At 70.4% G+C, this 15,282-nt stretch carries 17 protein-coding genes and 1 riboswitch; of the genes, 13 read left to right on the forward strand and 4 right to left on the reverse strand.

All coding sequences use genetic code 11. From position 1 onward, the window contains the following. The first annotated feature begins 223 nt into the window (after positions 1-223). From cas3 to cas6e, 7 genes are read left to right on the forward strand one after another with little or no spacing between them, the layout of a single operon-like run. On the forward strand, positions 224-2,662 hold the full coding sequence (gene cas3, locus ACZ31C_RS10745) for a CRISPR-associated helicase Cas3' (RefSeq protein WP_465795058.1): 2,439 nt from the start codon (positions 224-226) through the stop codon (positions 2,660-2,662). After that, positions 2,655-3,050: a hypothetical protein gene (locus ACZ31C_RS10750; RefSeq protein ID WP_465795059.1), complete on the forward strand. Its 396-nt coding sequence runs from the start codon at positions 2,655-2,657 to the stop codon at positions 3,048-3,050. Before cas3 ends, ACZ31C_RS10750 begins: the two co-directional genes overlap by 8 nt. Continuing rightward, positions 3,031-4,629: a type I-E CRISPR-associated protein Cse1/CasA gene (gene casA, locus ACZ31C_RS10755; protein ID WP_465795060.1), complete on the forward strand. Its 1,599-nt coding sequence runs from the start codon at positions 3,031-3,033 to the stop codon at positions 4,627-4,629. The genes ACZ31C_RS10750 and casA overlap by 20 nt, the downstream gene beginning before the upstream one ends. A gap of 12 nt (positions 4,630-4,641) precedes the next feature. After that, positions 4,642-5,238: a type I-E CRISPR-associated protein Cse2/CasB gene (gene casB, locus ACZ31C_RS10760; protein ID WP_465795061.1), complete on the forward strand. Its 597-nt coding sequence runs from the start codon at positions 4,642-4,644 to the stop codon at positions 5,236-5,238. A gap of 12 nt (positions 5,239-5,250) precedes the next feature. Beyond that, positions 5,251-6,411, forward strand: a complete 1,161-nt coding sequence (gene cas7e, locus ACZ31C_RS10765) for a type I-E CRISPR-associated protein Cas7/Cse4/CasC (RefSeq protein WP_465795062.1) — start codon at positions 5,251-5,253, stop codon at positions 6,409-6,411. 2 nt (positions 6,412-6,413) lie between these two features. Further along, the gene (gene cas5e, locus ACZ31C_RS10770) at positions 6,414-7,166 is read left to right on the forward strand and encodes a type I-E CRISPR-associated protein Cas5/CasD (protein ID WP_465795063.1); all 753 of its coding nucleotides are present in this window, start codon (positions 6,414-6,416) and stop codon (positions 7,164-7,166) included. Positions 7,167-7,174: 8 nt separating this feature from the next. Continuing rightward, a complete protein-coding gene (gene cas6e / locus ACZ31C_RS10775) occupies positions 7,175-7,849 on the forward strand; it encodes a type I-E CRISPR-associated protein Cas6/Cse3/CasE (RefSeq protein ID WP_465795479.1) in 675 nt (224 codons plus the stop codon). 45 nt (positions 7,850-7,894) lie between these two features. On the opposite strand, the gene ACZ31C_RS10780 is transcribed toward cas6e, so the two are convergent. The 3 genes from ACZ31C_RS10780 to ACZ31C_RS10790 all read right to left on the reverse strand — a co-directional run bounded on the left by ACZ31C_RS10780 (position 7,895) and on the right by ACZ31C_RS10790 (position 9,951). Further along, a complete protein-coding gene (locus ACZ31C_RS10780; RefSeq protein ID WP_465795064.1) occupies positions 7,895-8,572 on the reverse strand; it encodes a hypothetical protein in 678 nt (225 codons plus the stop codon). Between the two features lie 70 nt (positions 8,573-8,642). Beyond that, entirely contained in the window at positions 8,643-9,383 is a 741-nt protein-coding gene (locus ACZ31C_RS10785) for a hypothetical protein (RefSeq protein WP_465795065.1), read from the reverse strand. Beyond that, positions 9,376-9,951, reverse strand: a complete 576-nt coding sequence (locus ACZ31C_RS10790) for an RNA polymerase sigma factor (RefSeq protein WP_465795066.1) — start codon at positions 9,949-9,951, stop codon at positions 9,376-9,378. Before ACZ31C_RS10790 ends, ACZ31C_RS10785 begins: the two co-directional genes overlap by 8 nt. Positions 9,952-10,030: 79 nt before the next feature. Between ACZ31C_RS10790 and ACZ31C_RS10795 the strand changes: the two genes are divergently transcribed. Together ACZ31C_RS10795 and ACZ31C_RS10800 are read left to right on the forward strand one after the other, a co-directional pair. Then, the gene (locus ACZ31C_RS10795) at positions 10,031-11,281 is read left to right on the forward strand and encodes a YncE family protein (protein WP_465795067.1); all 1,251 of its coding nucleotides are present in this window, start codon (positions 10,031-10,033) and stop codon (positions 11,279-11,281) included. A 189-nt stretch (positions 11,282-11,470) separates the two neighbouring features. After that, on the forward strand, positions 11,471-11,890 hold the full coding sequence (locus ACZ31C_RS10800) for a roadblock/LC7 domain-containing protein (RefSeq protein WP_465795068.1): 420 nt from the start codon (positions 11,471-11,473) through the stop codon (positions 11,888-11,890). Between the two features lie 4 nt (positions 11,891-11,894). Here ACZ31C_RS10800 and ACZ31C_RS10805 read toward each other — a convergent pair whose 3' ends face one another. Beyond that, positions 11,895-12,299, reverse strand: coding sequence for a DUF2267 domain-containing protein (locus tag ACZ31C_RS10805; RefSeq protein WP_465795069.1), 405 nt, complete (start codon positions 12,297-12,299; stop codon positions 11,895-11,897). 125 nt (positions 12,300-12,424) lie between these two features. Further along, positions 12,425-12,599: riboswitch (cobalamin riboswitch) on the forward strand. Between the two features lie 30 nt (positions 12,600-12,629). Between ACZ31C_RS10805 and ACZ31C_RS10810 the strand changes: the two genes are divergently transcribed. The 4 genes from ACZ31C_RS10810 to ACZ31C_RS10825 are packed head-to-tail and all read left to right on the forward strand — an operon-like array spanning position 12,630 to position 15,254. Beyond that, complete coding sequence (locus ACZ31C_RS10810) at positions 12,630-13,322, forward strand: energy-coupling factor ABC transporter permease (RefSeq protein ID WP_396748317.1); 693 nt, start codon at positions 12,630-12,632, stop codon at positions 13,320-13,322. Then, positions 13,319-13,648 (forward strand): energy-coupling factor ABC transporter substrate-binding protein, encoded by a 330-nt coding sequence (locus tag ACZ31C_RS10815; protein ID WP_350697719.1) that lies wholly within the window; start codon positions 13,319-13,321, stop codon positions 13,646-13,648. Before ACZ31C_RS10810 ends, ACZ31C_RS10815 begins: the two co-directional genes overlap by 4 nt. Then, on the forward strand, positions 13,648-14,391 hold the full coding sequence (cbiQ, locus tag ACZ31C_RS10820; protein WP_465795070.1) for a cobalt ECF transporter T component CbiQ: 744 nt from the start codon (positions 13,648-13,650) through the stop codon (positions 14,389-14,391). Before ACZ31C_RS10815 ends, cbiQ begins: the two co-directional genes overlap by 1 nt. Beyond that, the gene (locus ACZ31C_RS10825; RefSeq protein WP_465795071.1) at positions 14,388-15,254 is read left to right on the forward strand and encodes an energy-coupling factor ABC transporter ATP-binding protein; all 867 of its coding nucleotides are present in this window, start codon (positions 14,388-14,390) and stop codon (positions 15,252-15,254) included. The genes cbiQ and ACZ31C_RS10825 overlap by 4 nt, the downstream gene beginning before the upstream one ends. The last annotated feature ends 28 nt before the right edge of the window (positions 15,255-15,282 follow it).

A 15,282-nucleotide genomic window follows, 5' to 3' on the forward strand; every position in this document is an offset into this window, starting at 1 on the left:
ATGCCCGCGTCGGCGAGCTATGGATCACCCTTGCCTGGCAAGGATATGCAGCAGTATGTCACGTTCCTGACAGGTGCTTTGATGGTTGATCTCCGACCGGTCATCCTCGGCACTCGTGCATGACTACCACAGCGCATGAGCCTGTAGCTCGTTAACGAGTTCGCACTGATTGTCGGAAATGGACGGGGTGGGTGTGGCCGCTGTGCCTCTGAGTGGTGAGCAGGTGGACGTCCGTGTCTTCTGGGGCAAGGCCGGCGTGGCCAAACAGGGCGAGGAAACCGTTCCGCATCCCCTGATCTGCCACACGCTCGACACCGCCGCCGTCGCCGAGCTGCTCTACGAACGGCTGCTCAGCGCCGCCTGCCGTGCGGAGCTCGATGCCGCCTTCGCCCCGCTCGGCGGTGACACTGCCACCTGGGTCGGCCTGTTCTGCGGGGTGCACGATCTCGGCAAACTCTCGCCCGCCTTCCAGGCGTTGCGGGCCGATGTCGCCGCGAGGCTGCTTCCGCCGGAGGCGGTCGCACAGACCGACCGGCTGAGCCGGATCAGGGCACGGGGTGGACGGACCGACACCCTGCACGGGATCCTGACCTGCCACCATGTCCGGCAGCTTCTGGTCGAGTGGGGAGCCGAGCCCGCGACGGCCCGGACGGTGGCACAGGCGATCGGCGGGCATCACGGCAGCTTCTTCTCCGACAGCGTGTTGCTCGACGCCGAGGTGGCCGTGCCGGATCACGGCGGGCGGCGATGGGCGCGTTGGGCCGAGGAGTTGTTCTGCCGTACCGCCGAGTTGCTGGGGTTGCCTGATCCCCGCACGGTCGGCTGGTCGCAGGTGCAGCTCGGGATCGGCGGCGCGGTCGCGCTCGCCGGGTTGACCACGGTCAGCGACTGGATCGCCTCCGGATCGATCCGTAAGGCCACCCACGCCGGCAGCGATGTCGACCTGGTGGCCTATCTCCGGCTCGCGCGGAAGCGTGCCGTCGAGCAGGTCGTCGACCGGCTCGGATGGTCCGCGTGGCAGCCGGCGGGTGATCTCGGCTTCGTCGCGCTCTATGGGCAGCAGCCTCGTCCGCTGCAACGGGCGTGCGAGCGAATGCTCAGCACCAGGAATCGTCCGGGCATTCTGATCGTCGAGGCTCCCACCGGAGAGGGCAAGACGAAGATCGCGCTCCAGGCGACCTTCGGTCTGGTCGACCGGCTCAGGCTCGCCGGGTTCTTCGTCGCCATGCCCACCCGGGCGACCAGCAACCAGGTGTTCGACGAGGTCGACGCGTTGGTGGCCGGCGTCGACCCGACGTTGTCGGTGAAGCTGCTGCACGGCACCGCTGCCGAGCACCTGGCCGACCGGCGCGCCCGGACGGCCAGGTCGGAACCGATCACGGCGGAGCATGTCGGCACCGACGATCCTGCCGGCCCTCAGGACGCCGCCGTGCGGGAGTGGTTCACCAGGCTGAGGGCGCTACTCGCCCCGCTGGCCGTGGGCACCGTGGACCGCATCCTGCAAGGAGGCATCCGGTCCTCGTGGGCCCCGGTGCCGCTGGTCGGGCTTTCCAACCGGGTGCTGATCCTCGACGAGGTCCACGGCTATCAGGTGTACATGTCGACGATCCTGGACCGCATCCTGTGGTGGATGGGCCGGCTCGGGGTGCCGGTGATCCTGCTGTCCGCGACCCTGCCCCGGGTCCGCCGGGAGGCCCTGCTCCGCCACTGGTACGCCGGTGCCCGGCGGTCACGTCCCGACGAGATGGAGGTGAGTCTGCCCGCGCTGACCTACCCGCATGCGCTCTGGCTCGACGACCGGGGCGTCCCCGAAGTCGTGCAGGCGGAAGCCTCCGACACCAACGCGGATCGGCGCATCGCGTTGCTCCAACTCACCGACGCCGACCTCACCGGGTGGGTGCTGCGGCAGGCGCGTGCCGGACGGGGCGTCGCCGTCGTGCACAACCTCGTGCGGCGGGTCGACCACACGGTGGCGATGCTCGAAGAGGCGACGAACGGGCTGCCCGATTCGGAGCGACCGCAGATCGTGGCGTTGACCGGTCAGTTGACGGCGGCGGTGCGCGCCAGCGTGGAGCAGGAGTTGCGCGAGCGGTTCGGCCGGGACGGCAGTCGGGCACCACAGGCGGGGTTCGTCGTCGTCGCGACCCAGGTGCTGGAGCAGAGCCTCGACCTGGACTTCGACGCGATGGTGAGCGATCCGGCGCCGGTCGACAGCCTGATCCAGCGGGCCGGGCGGCTGCACCGATTCCGGAAGATCGATCCTCAGTCACCGCCGACCCTCGCGGTGGTGGGGGTGACCGAGAACGACGCGGGCCCGACCTGGCCGCCGTACACCACGAACATCTATCAGGATGCGGTTCTGTTGCGGAGCTGGGCCCTGCTGCGCGGTCGGCAGGAGCTGCGGATGCCCGACGACGTGCCGGACATGGTGGACGCCGTCTATTCGGAGCCGGACCGGATCGTGTACCCGGCCGGTTGGCAGACCCGATGGCACCGCGCGCAGCAGAAGCTCGACCGGGCGCACCGCGCCGACCACGACATGGCCAAAGCCCTCTATCTCCCGCCCCCGACGGTGCCGGACGCGCTACGTGAACTCACCCGACACCCACGCCACAGCGGTCAGACCCGCAAGCCGGACGGACGGAGCCGCCGCGATGGATGAGTACGGCGGGACCTCGGTCCCCGGCGATGGGGTCGACGTGGTCGTGCTGCGCGAGGAGAACGGGCGGACGGTGCCGGTGGCGGGCGTGCGACCAATCGACCTCGCCGACGGGCAGGCCCCTGGGCCGGAGTCGCTTTCCGAACTGCTCGACTCGACGGTCCGGCTCACGGCGATCGAAGGAACTCCGCCGACCGTGCTCGACGCGCTGCGCGCGATCCCGGTGCCGGCGACCTTCGCCGCCTCGCCGTGGCTCATCGACTCTCGCCCGATCGTGGTGCGCGACGGGGTGGGGACGGTGGGCGCGTGGGCGGTGCGCTACTCCGACGCGATCGGCCTGCGCGTCATCAGCCCGGTCGAGGACCTTGACGATGACGACCAGGACGGGTGAGCCGGTGCGTTTCAACCTGACCACGCAACCGTGGGTGCCGGTGCTGCGGATGGACGGCACGCACGAGGATGTCGACCTCATCACCCTGTTGACCGAGGCGCACAAGATTCGTCGCATCCTCGGCCAGAGTCCGCCGATGACGGCGGCCCTGCACCGACTCGTCCTGGCGCTGATGCACCGGGTCTACGGCCCGGCCGACGGCGAGCAATGGGCAGCGCTGTGGCAGGCGGACGAGTTGCCCGCACCCAAGCTGCACGCCGACCGCTTTGAGCTGTTCGACGCCGTTCAGCCGTTCCTCCAGTGCCCGGCGGTGGCCGGTGTCCCGGCGTCCAGCGCGGCGAAGCTGGTGTCCTACCGGGCGGTCGGCAACAACACCACCCTCTTCGACCACACCACCGCGCAGGCCGAGGTGCGCCTGACGCCCGCCGAGGCCGCGCGGTGGCTGGTCACCCTCCAGGCGTACGACCCGGGCGGCATGAAGACCCCGTATGCGAAGGACAAGTCCTCCCAGGCCGCCCCCGTCAACGGCCTGGGAATGGTCCTGGTGGAGGGGAGCACGCTCAAGGAGACGTTGCTGCTCAACCTCGTGCCGTACCGGCCGGGCGAGAGCCCCCGGACGACCGACCTGGACGACCGTCCGGCGTGGGAGGCGCCCCCGCCCGGGCCGGAGCCGGCGAAGCGGCACCCGAAGGGCTGGACCGACCTGCTCACCTGGCCGTCGCGCCGAGTGTGGCTAATGCCTCGGCAGATCGACGGCCAGACGCACGTCGACCGGGTGGTGATCACCCCCGGTACCCGGCTCTCCGGTGAGCTGGAAGAGCACGAGTGGATGGCCGCCCACCGCCGGCCGAGGATCAGAGAAGCCCGCACCACCAGGAAGGGCACCACCGCACCCAAGTACGGCCCCTGGTACGCACTACGGCTCAAGGAGCACCGGGGGGTGTGGCGGTTCAGCCAGGAGATGCTGCTCGCCCCGGTCGCCTCCGAGGAACGGCACTGGCAGCGACCACTGGCCCTCGACCACGTCGCCGCGATGGTCATGAAGGACGTGATCCCTCGGAAGGCCGTCTACACCCTGCGGGTCTTCGGGCAGCAGCTCGACAGCAAGAAGACGGTCGTGCAGCAGACCATGGAGGAGACGGTCGCGGCCCCGGTCGCGCTGTTGCGCTCCGACCATCAGGTGGCCGAGGTGATCATCGGACACAGCATCGAACTGGCCAACCTCGCTGGCAGCGCGCTCAACTCGATGGAGCGGCAGTACCGCGCGGAGTTCAGGGCGACCGCGTCCGTCGGTCTCGACCTGACGTACTGGCCACTGCTCTCCGGGCCCTTCGACACCTTCTTGCACACCCTCGCCGAAGCGTTGGACGCGGAGATCAGCCCGCGCCCGGCCACCGACGGTTGGGAGCACGCGGTCAGGCGGATCGCCTCCGAGGCCGCCGAGCGGTGGGCCGAGCGCGCACTGCGACATGGTCGCAGTCTCGACGTCGCCGGCCAGTGCTACGAGCAGTTCCTCGACCAACTCGACCACGACATTCGCCCCAGATACCGCGGCTACCTCGCCCGCTACGTCGAGTAGGAGACGGCGCTCATGAACACACCACCGACGGTGGGTCAACGGCGGGACGCGTTCGTGCGCAGCCTTTACGGGCTGCACTACGCTCTCGACTCCGGCAACCCGCACAAGTCCGGTGAAGCCCGCCGTACGCTGGCCCGACTGCGGCGGTCCTTCACGGGCGGACGGCAGGAAGCCGAGGCGTACGACGTCGTCTTCCCCCACGACCCGCCCGAGCGGGAGCAGCAGGTCTGGCTTCTCGTCGCGGGGCTCTTCGCCCTGCACCCACATGGCGTGGCCCGGGGACGCGGCCTCGGCCTCGCGATGCGCAACCTGGTCGAGAAGCGGTCCACGGCGGCGCGACGGTTTACCCAACTGCTCTCGGTCGACCCGCCCGCACTGCCGCACTACCTCCGGCAGGCCATCCAACTTCTCCGTGCCGAGGACGTCGCTGTCGACTACCACCGGTTGCTCGCCGACCTGGTGGACATGCAGGAGTCAGCGGAGCAGGCGCACCGGACCCGGCTGCGCTGGGCCAGGGAGTACCACCGGCCCAAGCGTCCCACCACACCCACTGACCGCACCCACACCGACCCGGCCGAAGGCGTCGCCGCCGCGCCGGCCAACGCCTAGCCAGGAGAACCAGTGATCATCGAGTTGCACCTGCTCCAGTCCTTCCCGGTGAGCAACCTGAACCGCGACGACGTCGGGCAGCCGAAGACCGCCACCTTCGGCGGTCAGCTACGCGGTCGTATCTCCAGCCAGTCGCTCAAGCGCGCCGCCCGGCTGCTCTTCAACCGCTACGGGCTGAGGCCCGACGAGACCGGGGTGCGCACCAAGCGACTCGTGGAGCAGGCCGCCGGGCTACTCAGGGACGAGCACCAACGCGATTATGAGGAAGCCGTCGCGGTGGCCTCGTCGGGACTGCTCGCTCTCGGCTTCGGGCTCGACAAGCGGCGCAAGACGCTGAGCGAGTACCTCCTCTTCGTCGGCACCGAAGCGGCCACGCTGCTCGCCGAGTACTGCGAGCGCGACTGGGACCGGCTGGCCGCCGACGCCGTGGACCGGGCCAAGGCCGCCGAGAAGAAGAAGGCCGACGCCACCGAGGAGAAGACGAGCAAGGTCAAGCCGGACAAGGCGACGCTGGACGCGGCAGCGCGGATTCTCGACGCCAGCCGCGTGGTGGACGTCGCGCTCTTCGGTCGCATGATCGCGGACAACAAAGACTTCAACGTGAGCGCAGCGTCCCAGGTCGCGCACGCGATCTCGACGCACGCCGTGGTCAACGAGTACGACTACTACACCGCCGTCGACGACCTCCAGCCGCAGGACGAGTCCGGAGCCGACATGATCGGCACCGTCGACTTCAACTCCGCCTGCTACTACCGCTACGCCAACCTGCACCTCGACCAGCTCGCCAGCAATCTGAGCGGCGACACCGAGCTGGTGGCGCGAGCGACGAGGGCCTGGTTGGAGGCGTTCATCGACGCCGTACCGAGCGGCAAGCAGAACTCGACGGCGGCCCTCACCCCGCCGGAGACGCTGCTGGTGGTCGTGCGAGACAGGAGCGCCTGGAACCTGGCGAACGCCTTCCTCAAGCCGGTCACCGGCAACGACCTGATGGTGACCTCCACCCAGCAACTCTTCGGCCACTTCAACCGGCTACGCCGGTTCTACGGCGAGGACGACCTCCGAGCGGTGGTAGCGGCTTCGATCACGGCGGACGTGGCGGGGCTCGACGAGAGAGAGGTCGCACCCAGCCGGCACGAACTGGTGGCCCGGGTGCTGGCCGCGACGAAGGGCTGACCGTGTACTCGATCGCCCTCTGCCTCGACGCGCCGATGCAGTCCTGGGGAACCCGCTCACGCGGCAGCATCCGGGACACCGCGCGGGAGCCGACGAAGTCCGGCGTCGTCGGGCTGATCGCCGCAGCTCTCGGTGTTCCGCGCGACGAGTCGGACTGCCTGGCCGAGCTGAGCACGCTGCGGATGGGTGTCCGGGTGGACCGAGAAGGCATCCTCGAACGCGACTACCACGTCACCCAGAACGTGCCGACCACGTCCGGCAGCGGGCATCGTACGGCCCTCAGCCACCGCTACTACCTCGCTGACGCCGTCTTCCTCGTCGTCCTCGCCGATGCCGACGAGGATCGCCTCGATCAGATCCAACGGGCGCTGCGGGCACCGGTCTGGCCACTGTTCCTCGGCCGGCGCGCCTTCCCACCGGCCCGGCCGCTGCTCACCAACGGTCATCACGACGGGGCTCTCACGGGCCAGGGACTGACCAGGCAACCACTGGAGGTGGTCCTCGCCACCCACCCGTGGCTGGAGGACCGGCCCGAGATCCGCGCCGCCGAGCGGAGACGTCCCGACCGGCAACCGCTGCGAACGGTCATCGACTGCGACCTGACCGATCCGGACGCCGAACTGCGGATGGACGTCCCCGAGTCGTTCACGCCCGACGACCGGCGTTACGCCGCCCGTGCGGTCCGGTCCGGAACCGTGCCCCTGACCGACGACCTGATCACCACGAAGGACGCGCCGTGTATCTCAGCAAGCTGACGGTCAACGTGTACTCGCGTGACTTCCGCCGCGACCACGCCGACCTTCGACAGATGCACCGGACCGTGATGTCCGGTTGGCCGGACCTGGCCGACGACAGCCCCGCCCGGCAGTCTCAAGCCGTGTTGTGGCGGCTCGACAGCGTCCACCGCGGCTTCGCGCAGTACGTGCAGAGCAGTTCCAAGCCCGACTGGAGTCGCCTGACCGCCGACTACCTCACGGAGCCCGCCCAGGTGCGCAGCCTGCAACCGCTCCTCGACGCCATCACCCCGGGCCGACGATTCGCCTTCCGGCTGGTGGGCAACCCGACCCGCAGCGTCATCCGACCCACCTCCACACAGTCACCGAACGAGGGCGGCAAGCGTCCCCGGGGCAAGCGGATTGCCCGGCACAAGCCGGAAGAACAGATCGAATGGCTGATCCGGAAGGGGAACCAGCACGGTTTCGTGGTGCCGACCGCGCACAACGGGCAGCCCGATGTGTCACCGTCACCGTGCCTCACTCAGGCAGGCCAAGCCCGCCCTGGCGATCGAGGGCCGATCACCGTTGTGCCGGTGCGGTTCGAGGGGCACCTGATCGTCACGGATGCGGATGCCTTCCGTACGGCGGTTCGGCAGGGCATCGGTCATGGGAAGGCGTACGGGTGCGGTCTGATCAGCCTCGCCCCTGCCCCCATGCCGTGAGGCAAGAATGAAATCGTCTGATCAACATCCGGGTGATGCGCGCTTTCAATGCGGAGCCGGAGTACGTCTACTGAGGTTGGCGTACCACAGGTACGTGGCGACGAACGACATCAGGCTCACCGTGAGAACGAGACAAGCGACGGTCGCGATGGTCGGGACTCGCGGATCGTGGAACAACATGACGAACGCGTACACCTGGAATGCCGCGAGGGCGGTGATCCCCGCCCAGGAGTCAGTCGTTCGCATCACCTGATGCAGGCGGTCCACTGCCGGATGCTCATCGACGTCGAGTCGGACCGGGCTGGCATGGGTCGACATCGGCCCGTTCCACGGGCTGAGCAGAGGTAGCAGCCCGGACGCCCGCCAGCTCGGCAATTGCTGACCGGCCGCCTCGTGGAAGACGCGTCGATAGAAGAGGGATAGCCGTAGGGCGGTGACCGCACGGAGCACCATGAGCATCATGGCGACCGGGATGACGAGCCGCACCGGGGAGATGTCATGGATCTTCATCCCCAGCAGTTCGGCTTCCAGGAGCGTGCTGTGCGTGAGGACGACGAATGCGGCGGCGAGAGCGAGCCCCCGGGACACCGCCCGGCTGGCCGCTCGTCCCTGGTCCTCCTGCACCTGTAGGAGGCGCGCCAGGAAGAAACGTACGTCGTCCTTGTCGAGGTCGTCGCCCTCCAGAAGCCGCGCCGCCCGCTGCCCGACCGTCAGCTCGTCCACGACCGTGAACAGTATCGAGACCCGGCAATGCGATTGTGATCTGGAGGCGGTGACGTGGCGTTGATTCGCGCTATTCGAGCGACGACGCGATCTCGATTGCCTCGGTCATCGTCAGCTCGCCTTCGAGGCGGTAGGTCACCCCGCCCTGTTCCCAGATCAGCGTCGCGGCGGCCAGCCGGGCGCTCTCCTCCCGCACCATCCCGTCCCGATCCACGTACGAGATCGGGTGCGGGCCGGCGATCCACACCGCCTGTCGTCCGCCGATCTCCATCCACTGCGCCCCGGAACCGCCGACCTGTTTGAAGAAGACGCCGTCGAGGCGTCCGTCGAAGGCGTCCAGCCGGATCTCACCGCCCCGATAGAGCAGGGTCGCCACCCGGTGACCGCCCGCGCCGTCCGGGTCGGCCACCAGCACCTGGTCGGGCGGGCCCAGCGCCGCCGGCACCCGGACCGGGAACCGTACCAGCCGTCGCGCCTCGCTCAGGTCGGCCGGGCGTTGCGCGGGCAGCGGTGACGGGGGAGCGGTCGGTGGCGACGGGTCGGGTGCGGTGCTGATGGTGATGCCGGCGAAGCGCAGCAGCCCGGCCATCGCGTCGGCGAGCGCGGCCCGGCCGGGTGGCAGGGTCGCGACCAGCAGGGCGGCGAGGAGCGCGGCCACCGCGTACCGCCACCGACGGCGGCGTCCGTCGATGGTCCGCGAGGATCGGGCGGGGGCGGCCAGCCGGGCGCGGACCCGGGCGGTGACGTCCGGTGGCTCGGGGGTCTCCAGCCAGGCGGACAGCTCGCGCAGTTCCCGTTCGAGGTCAGCCACGGCTCAGCCCCTGGACGTCGAGCAGGCCGCGCAGCTTCACCAGGGCGCGGGAGGTCCGCGACTTCACCGTGCCGCGTGCCCAGCCGAGCATGGCGACCGTCTCGTCCTCGGACAGGTCGAGGAAGTAGCGGCAGACGATGACCTCGCGGTCGCGCTCCGGAAGCGACCGCAGTGCCCGGACCAGGGTAGCCCGCCGTTCCCCGGCGAGGACGGCGTCAACGGCCCCGTCCTCGACCGCCTCCGAGTTCGGGGCCACCCGGGCGGCCCGCAGCACCAGACCGGTACGCCGGTCGCGTGACCGGTGCAGGTTGCGCGTCTCGTTCGCCACGATCGCCAGCAGCCAGGATCGGAACGAGGCGTCGCCGCGATAGCGGGACAGTTTCCGGTAGCCCTTCACGAACGCCTCCTGGACCACGTCCTCCGCGTCGGATCCCGCGCCGAGCAGGATCGCCGTCCGGTACGCGGACGCGGTGTGCCGGGCGACCAGGAGTTCGTACGCCTCCAGGTCACCTGCCTGCGCGCGGGTGACGAACTCCTCGTCGTCCAGGGAAACCTCCGGTGGGATCACTGTCCTGACACCGGTCGCGTCGTCCAGGTTCCACTGTCCGCCGACGGAACCGGAATCGGCGTGGCGGTGTCATCCGGGCATGATGGCGACGAGGACGACCACCCGCCGTACCCTGTTGTCCGCGCTGGTGGGCGCGGGCGCCGCGACGCTGGTCGGGTGTGATCCGACCGGGTCCCGGGTGGCGGCGGTGCCGCCGGATCCGTTGCTCCTGGACCTGGCCGACGGAGTCGTCCTGCTGCGCGGTGCCGAGCGGCAGGTCATTCCGCACGCCGTCGCCACCGCCGACGGGCGGTCGGTGTACGCGAGCGCACCGGAGGGCGCCGACACCGCGTTCTGGCGGATCGAGACCGCCACGGGTGTCGCCTCCGCGCGGGTGCGACTGCCCGGACGCTGGGTGCCGCAGACAGTCTCCGCCCACGGCAGGTGGGTGGCACTGACCACCGAGGCGGTGAGCGTCACCGCAGCGTCTCCGGCCGGGCGGGACGTCACGCCGGTGCTGATCGCCGACGCGGATGGAGTGCGGCAGCGACTACGGCTGCCGGGCAACGTCGTCCCGGAGGCGTTCACCCACGACCACAGCGGCCTGTTCGTGCTGGAGTGGCTGCCGCCGCAGGCACCGGACCGGTACCGGGTCCGGGTGGTCGACCTCGCCACCGGTGTGGCGGGCCCGTTGCAGACCCGCCTCAAGCAGACGATTCCGGCGGGCGCGGAGGAGGAGATGCGCGGCGACGGGCGGCAGGCCGTGCTCGCCCCGGCCCGTCACGTCCTGTACACGCTCTACACCCACCAACCCGATCACCGGCACACCCGGGACCGCATCAGCGGGCGGCCGGGGAGCGACGTCCACGCCTTCGTGCACACGCTGCACCTGCACGAGCGGTGGGCGTACTGCGTGGACCTGCCGCACCCGTTCGGGGAGGGACCGGCCGACGGGCACGCCATGGCGATCGCCCCGGACGGCTCCCGGCTGTACGTCGCCGACCTCACCTCCGGCACCGTCGCCGAGATCTCCACCGAGGAGCTGACGGTACGCCGCACCGCCGCCGTCCCCGTAGCGTCCGGCCCGGCGTACGCGACGGCGGACGACGATCGACTGTTCCTCGGCGGGGCCGGTGTGGTGCGTACCGTGGATGCCGCCGGTCTGCGGGTCGTCGCCGAACGGCCGGTCGACGCTCCCGTCAGCGGTCTCCTCCTCGGCCCGGACAGCGGTCGTCTCTATGTGGGTGGGCGGGACGCGCTGAGATGGCTCGACCCGGCCAGCGGCGCCGAACTGGGTCGTGTCGCCGTACCCGGATTGGTGGGGTTGCGGGGCCCGGTGCCGTCGTCCTGAGCGGGCGTCACCGTCGGTCAGAGGAGCGATTCCCGGCGTGATCGTGCCGTCCGACCCGTCCGATTAGGGTGACCAGCGTCGTCGTACGTTAGGAGGATCAGGGAACAGGATCAGGGGGAGTGTCAGCCCCCTGACGCCGGGTCTTCTCTGGTACGAACGTAGGAGTTTCGACGAGAGGACAGCGCCCTTATGACCCATGCCCTGGTCACCGCCGAGAATCTCAACGACGCGCTCGACGACATCGTGGATCGGGTGCCCGGTGCCAAGTTCGCGGTGGTGCTCTCCCCGGACGGCATCATGCTGGGGGCCTCGCGGGGCATCGACGAGGAGATCGCCGAGCAACTGTCCAGTGTGGTCTGTGGTCTCCAGGCGTTGGGTCTGGCCGCCGCCCGACTGTGCGGTGAGGGTGAGCTGCACCAGGTGGTGGTGCAGATGTCGCGGGCGTTCCTGTTCCACGCCACCACCGGCAACGGGGCGATCCTCACCGTCGGTATCGACGGCTCGGCCGAGGTGGGCGACATGGCGTACGAGGTCGCCCTCTTCTGCGCCCGGGCCGGGCATCACCTGCCGGTGTACGTGGAGCCGGCACCCCACCTGACCGCCCGGTGATCCGCTAGCCGCGGTCGCGCTGCGCGTCGTAGGACGGCGCCGGGTTGGCCACCTGCCACAGTTCGGCCGGCAGGTTCGCGATGACGTCGTCGTAGTCGGCGGGGGCGACGTCACCTCGAATGGTGTCCATCACCGCCCGGACGCCGGCCTCGGCCAGGTCGGGGTCGACGTCGGCTCGGCCGCCGACGCGCTGGACGAACACGTCGAGCCCGAAGCGTTCGGCGGTCTCGCTGGGCGCGAACGTGTACGCCCGCAGCCCTTCCGGGAGTTGCTCGGCCAGGTCCCGGGCCTCGCCTCCGTCGATCCGCTCGGCCAGCGTGGTCAGGGTGGCGCGCGCGATGGCGGTCGCCTGTTCCGTCGACGCGCCGGTGCGGTTCGCCACGGACTCGATGAACTCGTTCTCGTCCAACCCGCCGGCCCCCTTCTCGCAACGGATCTGGCGTCTACCCGGGAATCGTCGTGACAAACGGCACTCTTCACCCGAGTACGGCCGCTGGGGCATCGATGAGTCTTGTGCGCCGGTGCGCAGAACGGATAACGTCGCGCCGTCGCGGTAACGGGAAGCCGGTGTGAGACCGGCGCGGCCCTCGCCACTGTGACCGGGGAGTTCGCTCCGACTTGTACGCCACTGGGTCCGTGGAGGACCTGGGAAGGCCGGAGTACGCGACGATCCGGGAGCCAGGAGACCGACCCCGACGTGTGATCTCGTCCACGAGGTGTTGGAAGGGGAGGTCGACTCATGCACATCGCTGAGGGCTACCTACCACCGGTGCAGGCGGCGGCATGGTTCGCGGTCTCGACACCGTTCGTCATCCACGGTGCGCGCAACCTGGTCCAGCAGGTCCGCGCGAACCCCGACGCGAAGCTGTTGCTCGGCGCGGCCGGGGCGTTCACCTTCGTCCTGTCGGCGCTGAAGATCCCTTCGGTGACCGGCTCCTGCTCCCATCCGACCGGTGTGGGTCTCGGCGCGATCCTGTTCCGAGCCCCCGTGATGAGTGTGCTCGGCACGATCGTGCTGCTGTTCCAGGCACTCCTGCTGGCCCACGGCGGGTTGAGCACGCTCGGCGCGAACGTCTTCTCGATGGCGATCGTCGGCCCCTGGGTGGCCTTCGGCGTGTACGCGCTGATCCGCCGGCTCGGTGGCGGCCTCGGCATCTCGGTGTTCTTCGCCGCCGCCCTGGCCGACCTGGCGACCTACTGCGTGACCAGTGCCCAGCTCGCGCTGGCCTTCCCCGACCCGGATTCGGGCTTCGTCGGCGCGCTGGCCAAGTTCGGGTCCATCTTCGCGGTCACCCAGATCCCGCTGGCGATCAGCGAGGGGCTGCTCACCGTCCTAGTGGTCCGGTTGCTGGTCCGGGTGAGCCCGCAGGAACTCCGCCGGCTCGGCATTCTGCGCCGTCCGGCCCCGACGACCCAGGGAGCGGTGGCGTGAAGTCGTTCGGCCGGACCAACCTGTTGTTGCTGCTCGCCGTGGTGGCGTTGGCGGTGGCGCCGCTGGTGCTGGGGCTCGGCAGCGGCGAGGAGCCGTTCGCCGGGGCAGACGCCCTCGCCGAGGAGGCGATCGTCAACGACCACCCCGACTACGAGCCGTGGTTCAGCTCGATCTACGAGCCGCCGTCGGGTGAGATCGAGTCGGCGTTGTTCGCGCTCCAGGCCGCCCTCGGCGCCGGGTTCCTCGGCTACTACTTCGGGGTCGCCCGGACCCGGCAGCGGCTGCGTGGCGAGCAGACCGCGACCGGGGAGAAAACCACCGACTAGTGCTCGCGTTGGACGTGGCGGCGTACGCCAGCCCCTGGCGACGCCGCCACCCGGCGGAGAAGGCCCTGTTGGCCCTGGGGCTGTTGGGCTGCGCGTTGCTCCTGCCACCGTGGCCGGGCGCCCTGGTGGTGGGCCTGACCGCGGCGGTGGCGTTGCTCGGGCCGGCGGCGCTGCCGCCGCGCCTGCTGGTCCGGGCGGCCCGGACCCCGCTGTTGTTCATCCTGACCGGCTCGGTGCCGATGCTGGTGGCGGTCTCCGGCCCGACGCGTGTGCGGTGGGCGCCGGAGGGGCTGGCGACGGCCGCCGCGACCGCCGGTCGGGCCTGCGCCGCGCTGCTCTGCCTGCTGCTGTTCGCCGCCACCACGCCGCTCGCCGACGTGTTGCCCCGACTCCAGCGACTCGGGGTGCCCAGCGCGGTCACCGAGGTGGCCGCGCTGATCTACCGGATGTTGTTCCTGCTGCTGGAGAGCGTGCACGCGGTGCGGCAGGCCCAGGCGGCCCGGCTGGGCTACCGCACCTGGGCCAGCACCTACCGGTCGCTGGCCGGGCAGGCCGGCGCGGTCTTCGTCCGGGCGTTCTCGCTGGCCCGGCGTTGGGAGGAGGGGTTGGCGCTGCGCGGTTACACCGGCTCGCTGGCGGTACGCACCGAGGTGCGGCAACCGTCGGTGGCGTTCCTGGCGACCACCGTGCTGCTGTTGGCGGCGGTGGTGCTGGCCACCCGGCTGCTGGTGGCGCTCGGGTGAGCGGCGACCCGCCGCTGTTGGAGCTGCGCGGGGTCAGCTTCGGGTACGAGGCGGACCGCCCGGTGCTGACCGACGTCGATTTGCGGGTGCCGGCCGGGCGGCGGATGGCCGTGCTGGGACCCAACGGCGGTGGCAAGACGACCTTGTTCCGGCTGATGGTCGGCGCGTCGGCCGCCGACGCGGGCACGGTGCTGGTCGGCGGGGTGCCGCTGCGCCGGACCCGGGCCGGGCTGCTCGACGTCCGCCAGCAGGTGCAGCTGGTGCTCCAGGACCCGGACGACCAGTTGTTCGCCGCGACCGTCTTCCAGGACGTCTCGTTCGGGCCGGTCAACCTCGGTCTGGACGACGCGCAGGTGCGGCAGCGCTGTGCCGAGGCGCTGGCGGCGTTGGAGATCACCGACCTCGCCGACCGCCCCACCCACCTGCTCTCGTACGGCCAGCGCAAGCGGGTGGCGATCGCCGGGGCGGTGGCGCTGCGGCCCCGGGTGCTGATCCTGGACGAGCCGACCGCCGGGCTCGACCCGTCGGGGGTGGAGGCGCTGCTGCGGACGCTCGACGCCCTGCACCGGGCCGGCACCACGCTGCTGCTCGCCACGCACGACGTGGACCTGGCGTACCGCTGGGCCGACGAGCGGGTGCTGGTGGCGGGTGGCCGGATTCGGCAGGGCGTGACCGGTGCCGAGTTGGGCGGCGGGGACCTGCTCGACGGTGCCGCGTTGACTCCGGCGTGGGCGCCGGTGGTGCACCGGCTGCTGGACCGCGTACCCGACCTGGCCGGTGCCCGGCCGCGGACCCCGGTGGAGTTGGCTCGGCTGTTGGACGCTTTGGTCGGTACCGGCCGAAAGGTTCCGGAAGGACCTTGACGCATCGATCAAGATGGTTACGATTTGC

The organism is Micromonospora sp. NPDC023869 (assembly GCF_055559695.1).

What these genes read in the sequence shown, in the direction of transcription:
- ACZ31C_RS10750 (WP_465795059.1), top strand. Translation starts at nt 2,655, where the DNA reads ATGGATGAGTACGGCGGGACCTCGGTCCCCGGCGATGGGGTCGACGTG.
- ACZ31C_RS10800 (WP_465795068.1), top strand. Translation starts at nt 11,471, where the DNA reads ATGACCCATGCCCTGGTCACCGCCGAGAATCTCAACGACGCGCTCGAC.
- ACZ31C_RS10795 (WP_465795067.1), top strand. Translation starts at nt 10,031, where the DNA reads ATGATGGCGACGAGGACGACCACCCGCCGTACCCTGTTGTCCGCGCTG.
- casA (WP_465795060.1), top strand. Translation starts at nt 3,031, where the DNA reads ATGACGACCAGGACGGGTGAGCCGGTGCGTTTCAACCTGACCACGCAA.
- casB (WP_465795061.1), top strand. Translation starts at nt 4,642, where the DNA reads ATGAACACACCACCGACGGTGGGTCAACGGCGGGACGCGTTCGTGCGC.
- ACZ31C_RS10810 (WP_396748317.1), top strand. Translation starts at nt 12,630, where the DNA reads ATGCACATCGCTGAGGGCTACCTACCACCGGTGCAGGCGGCGGCATGG.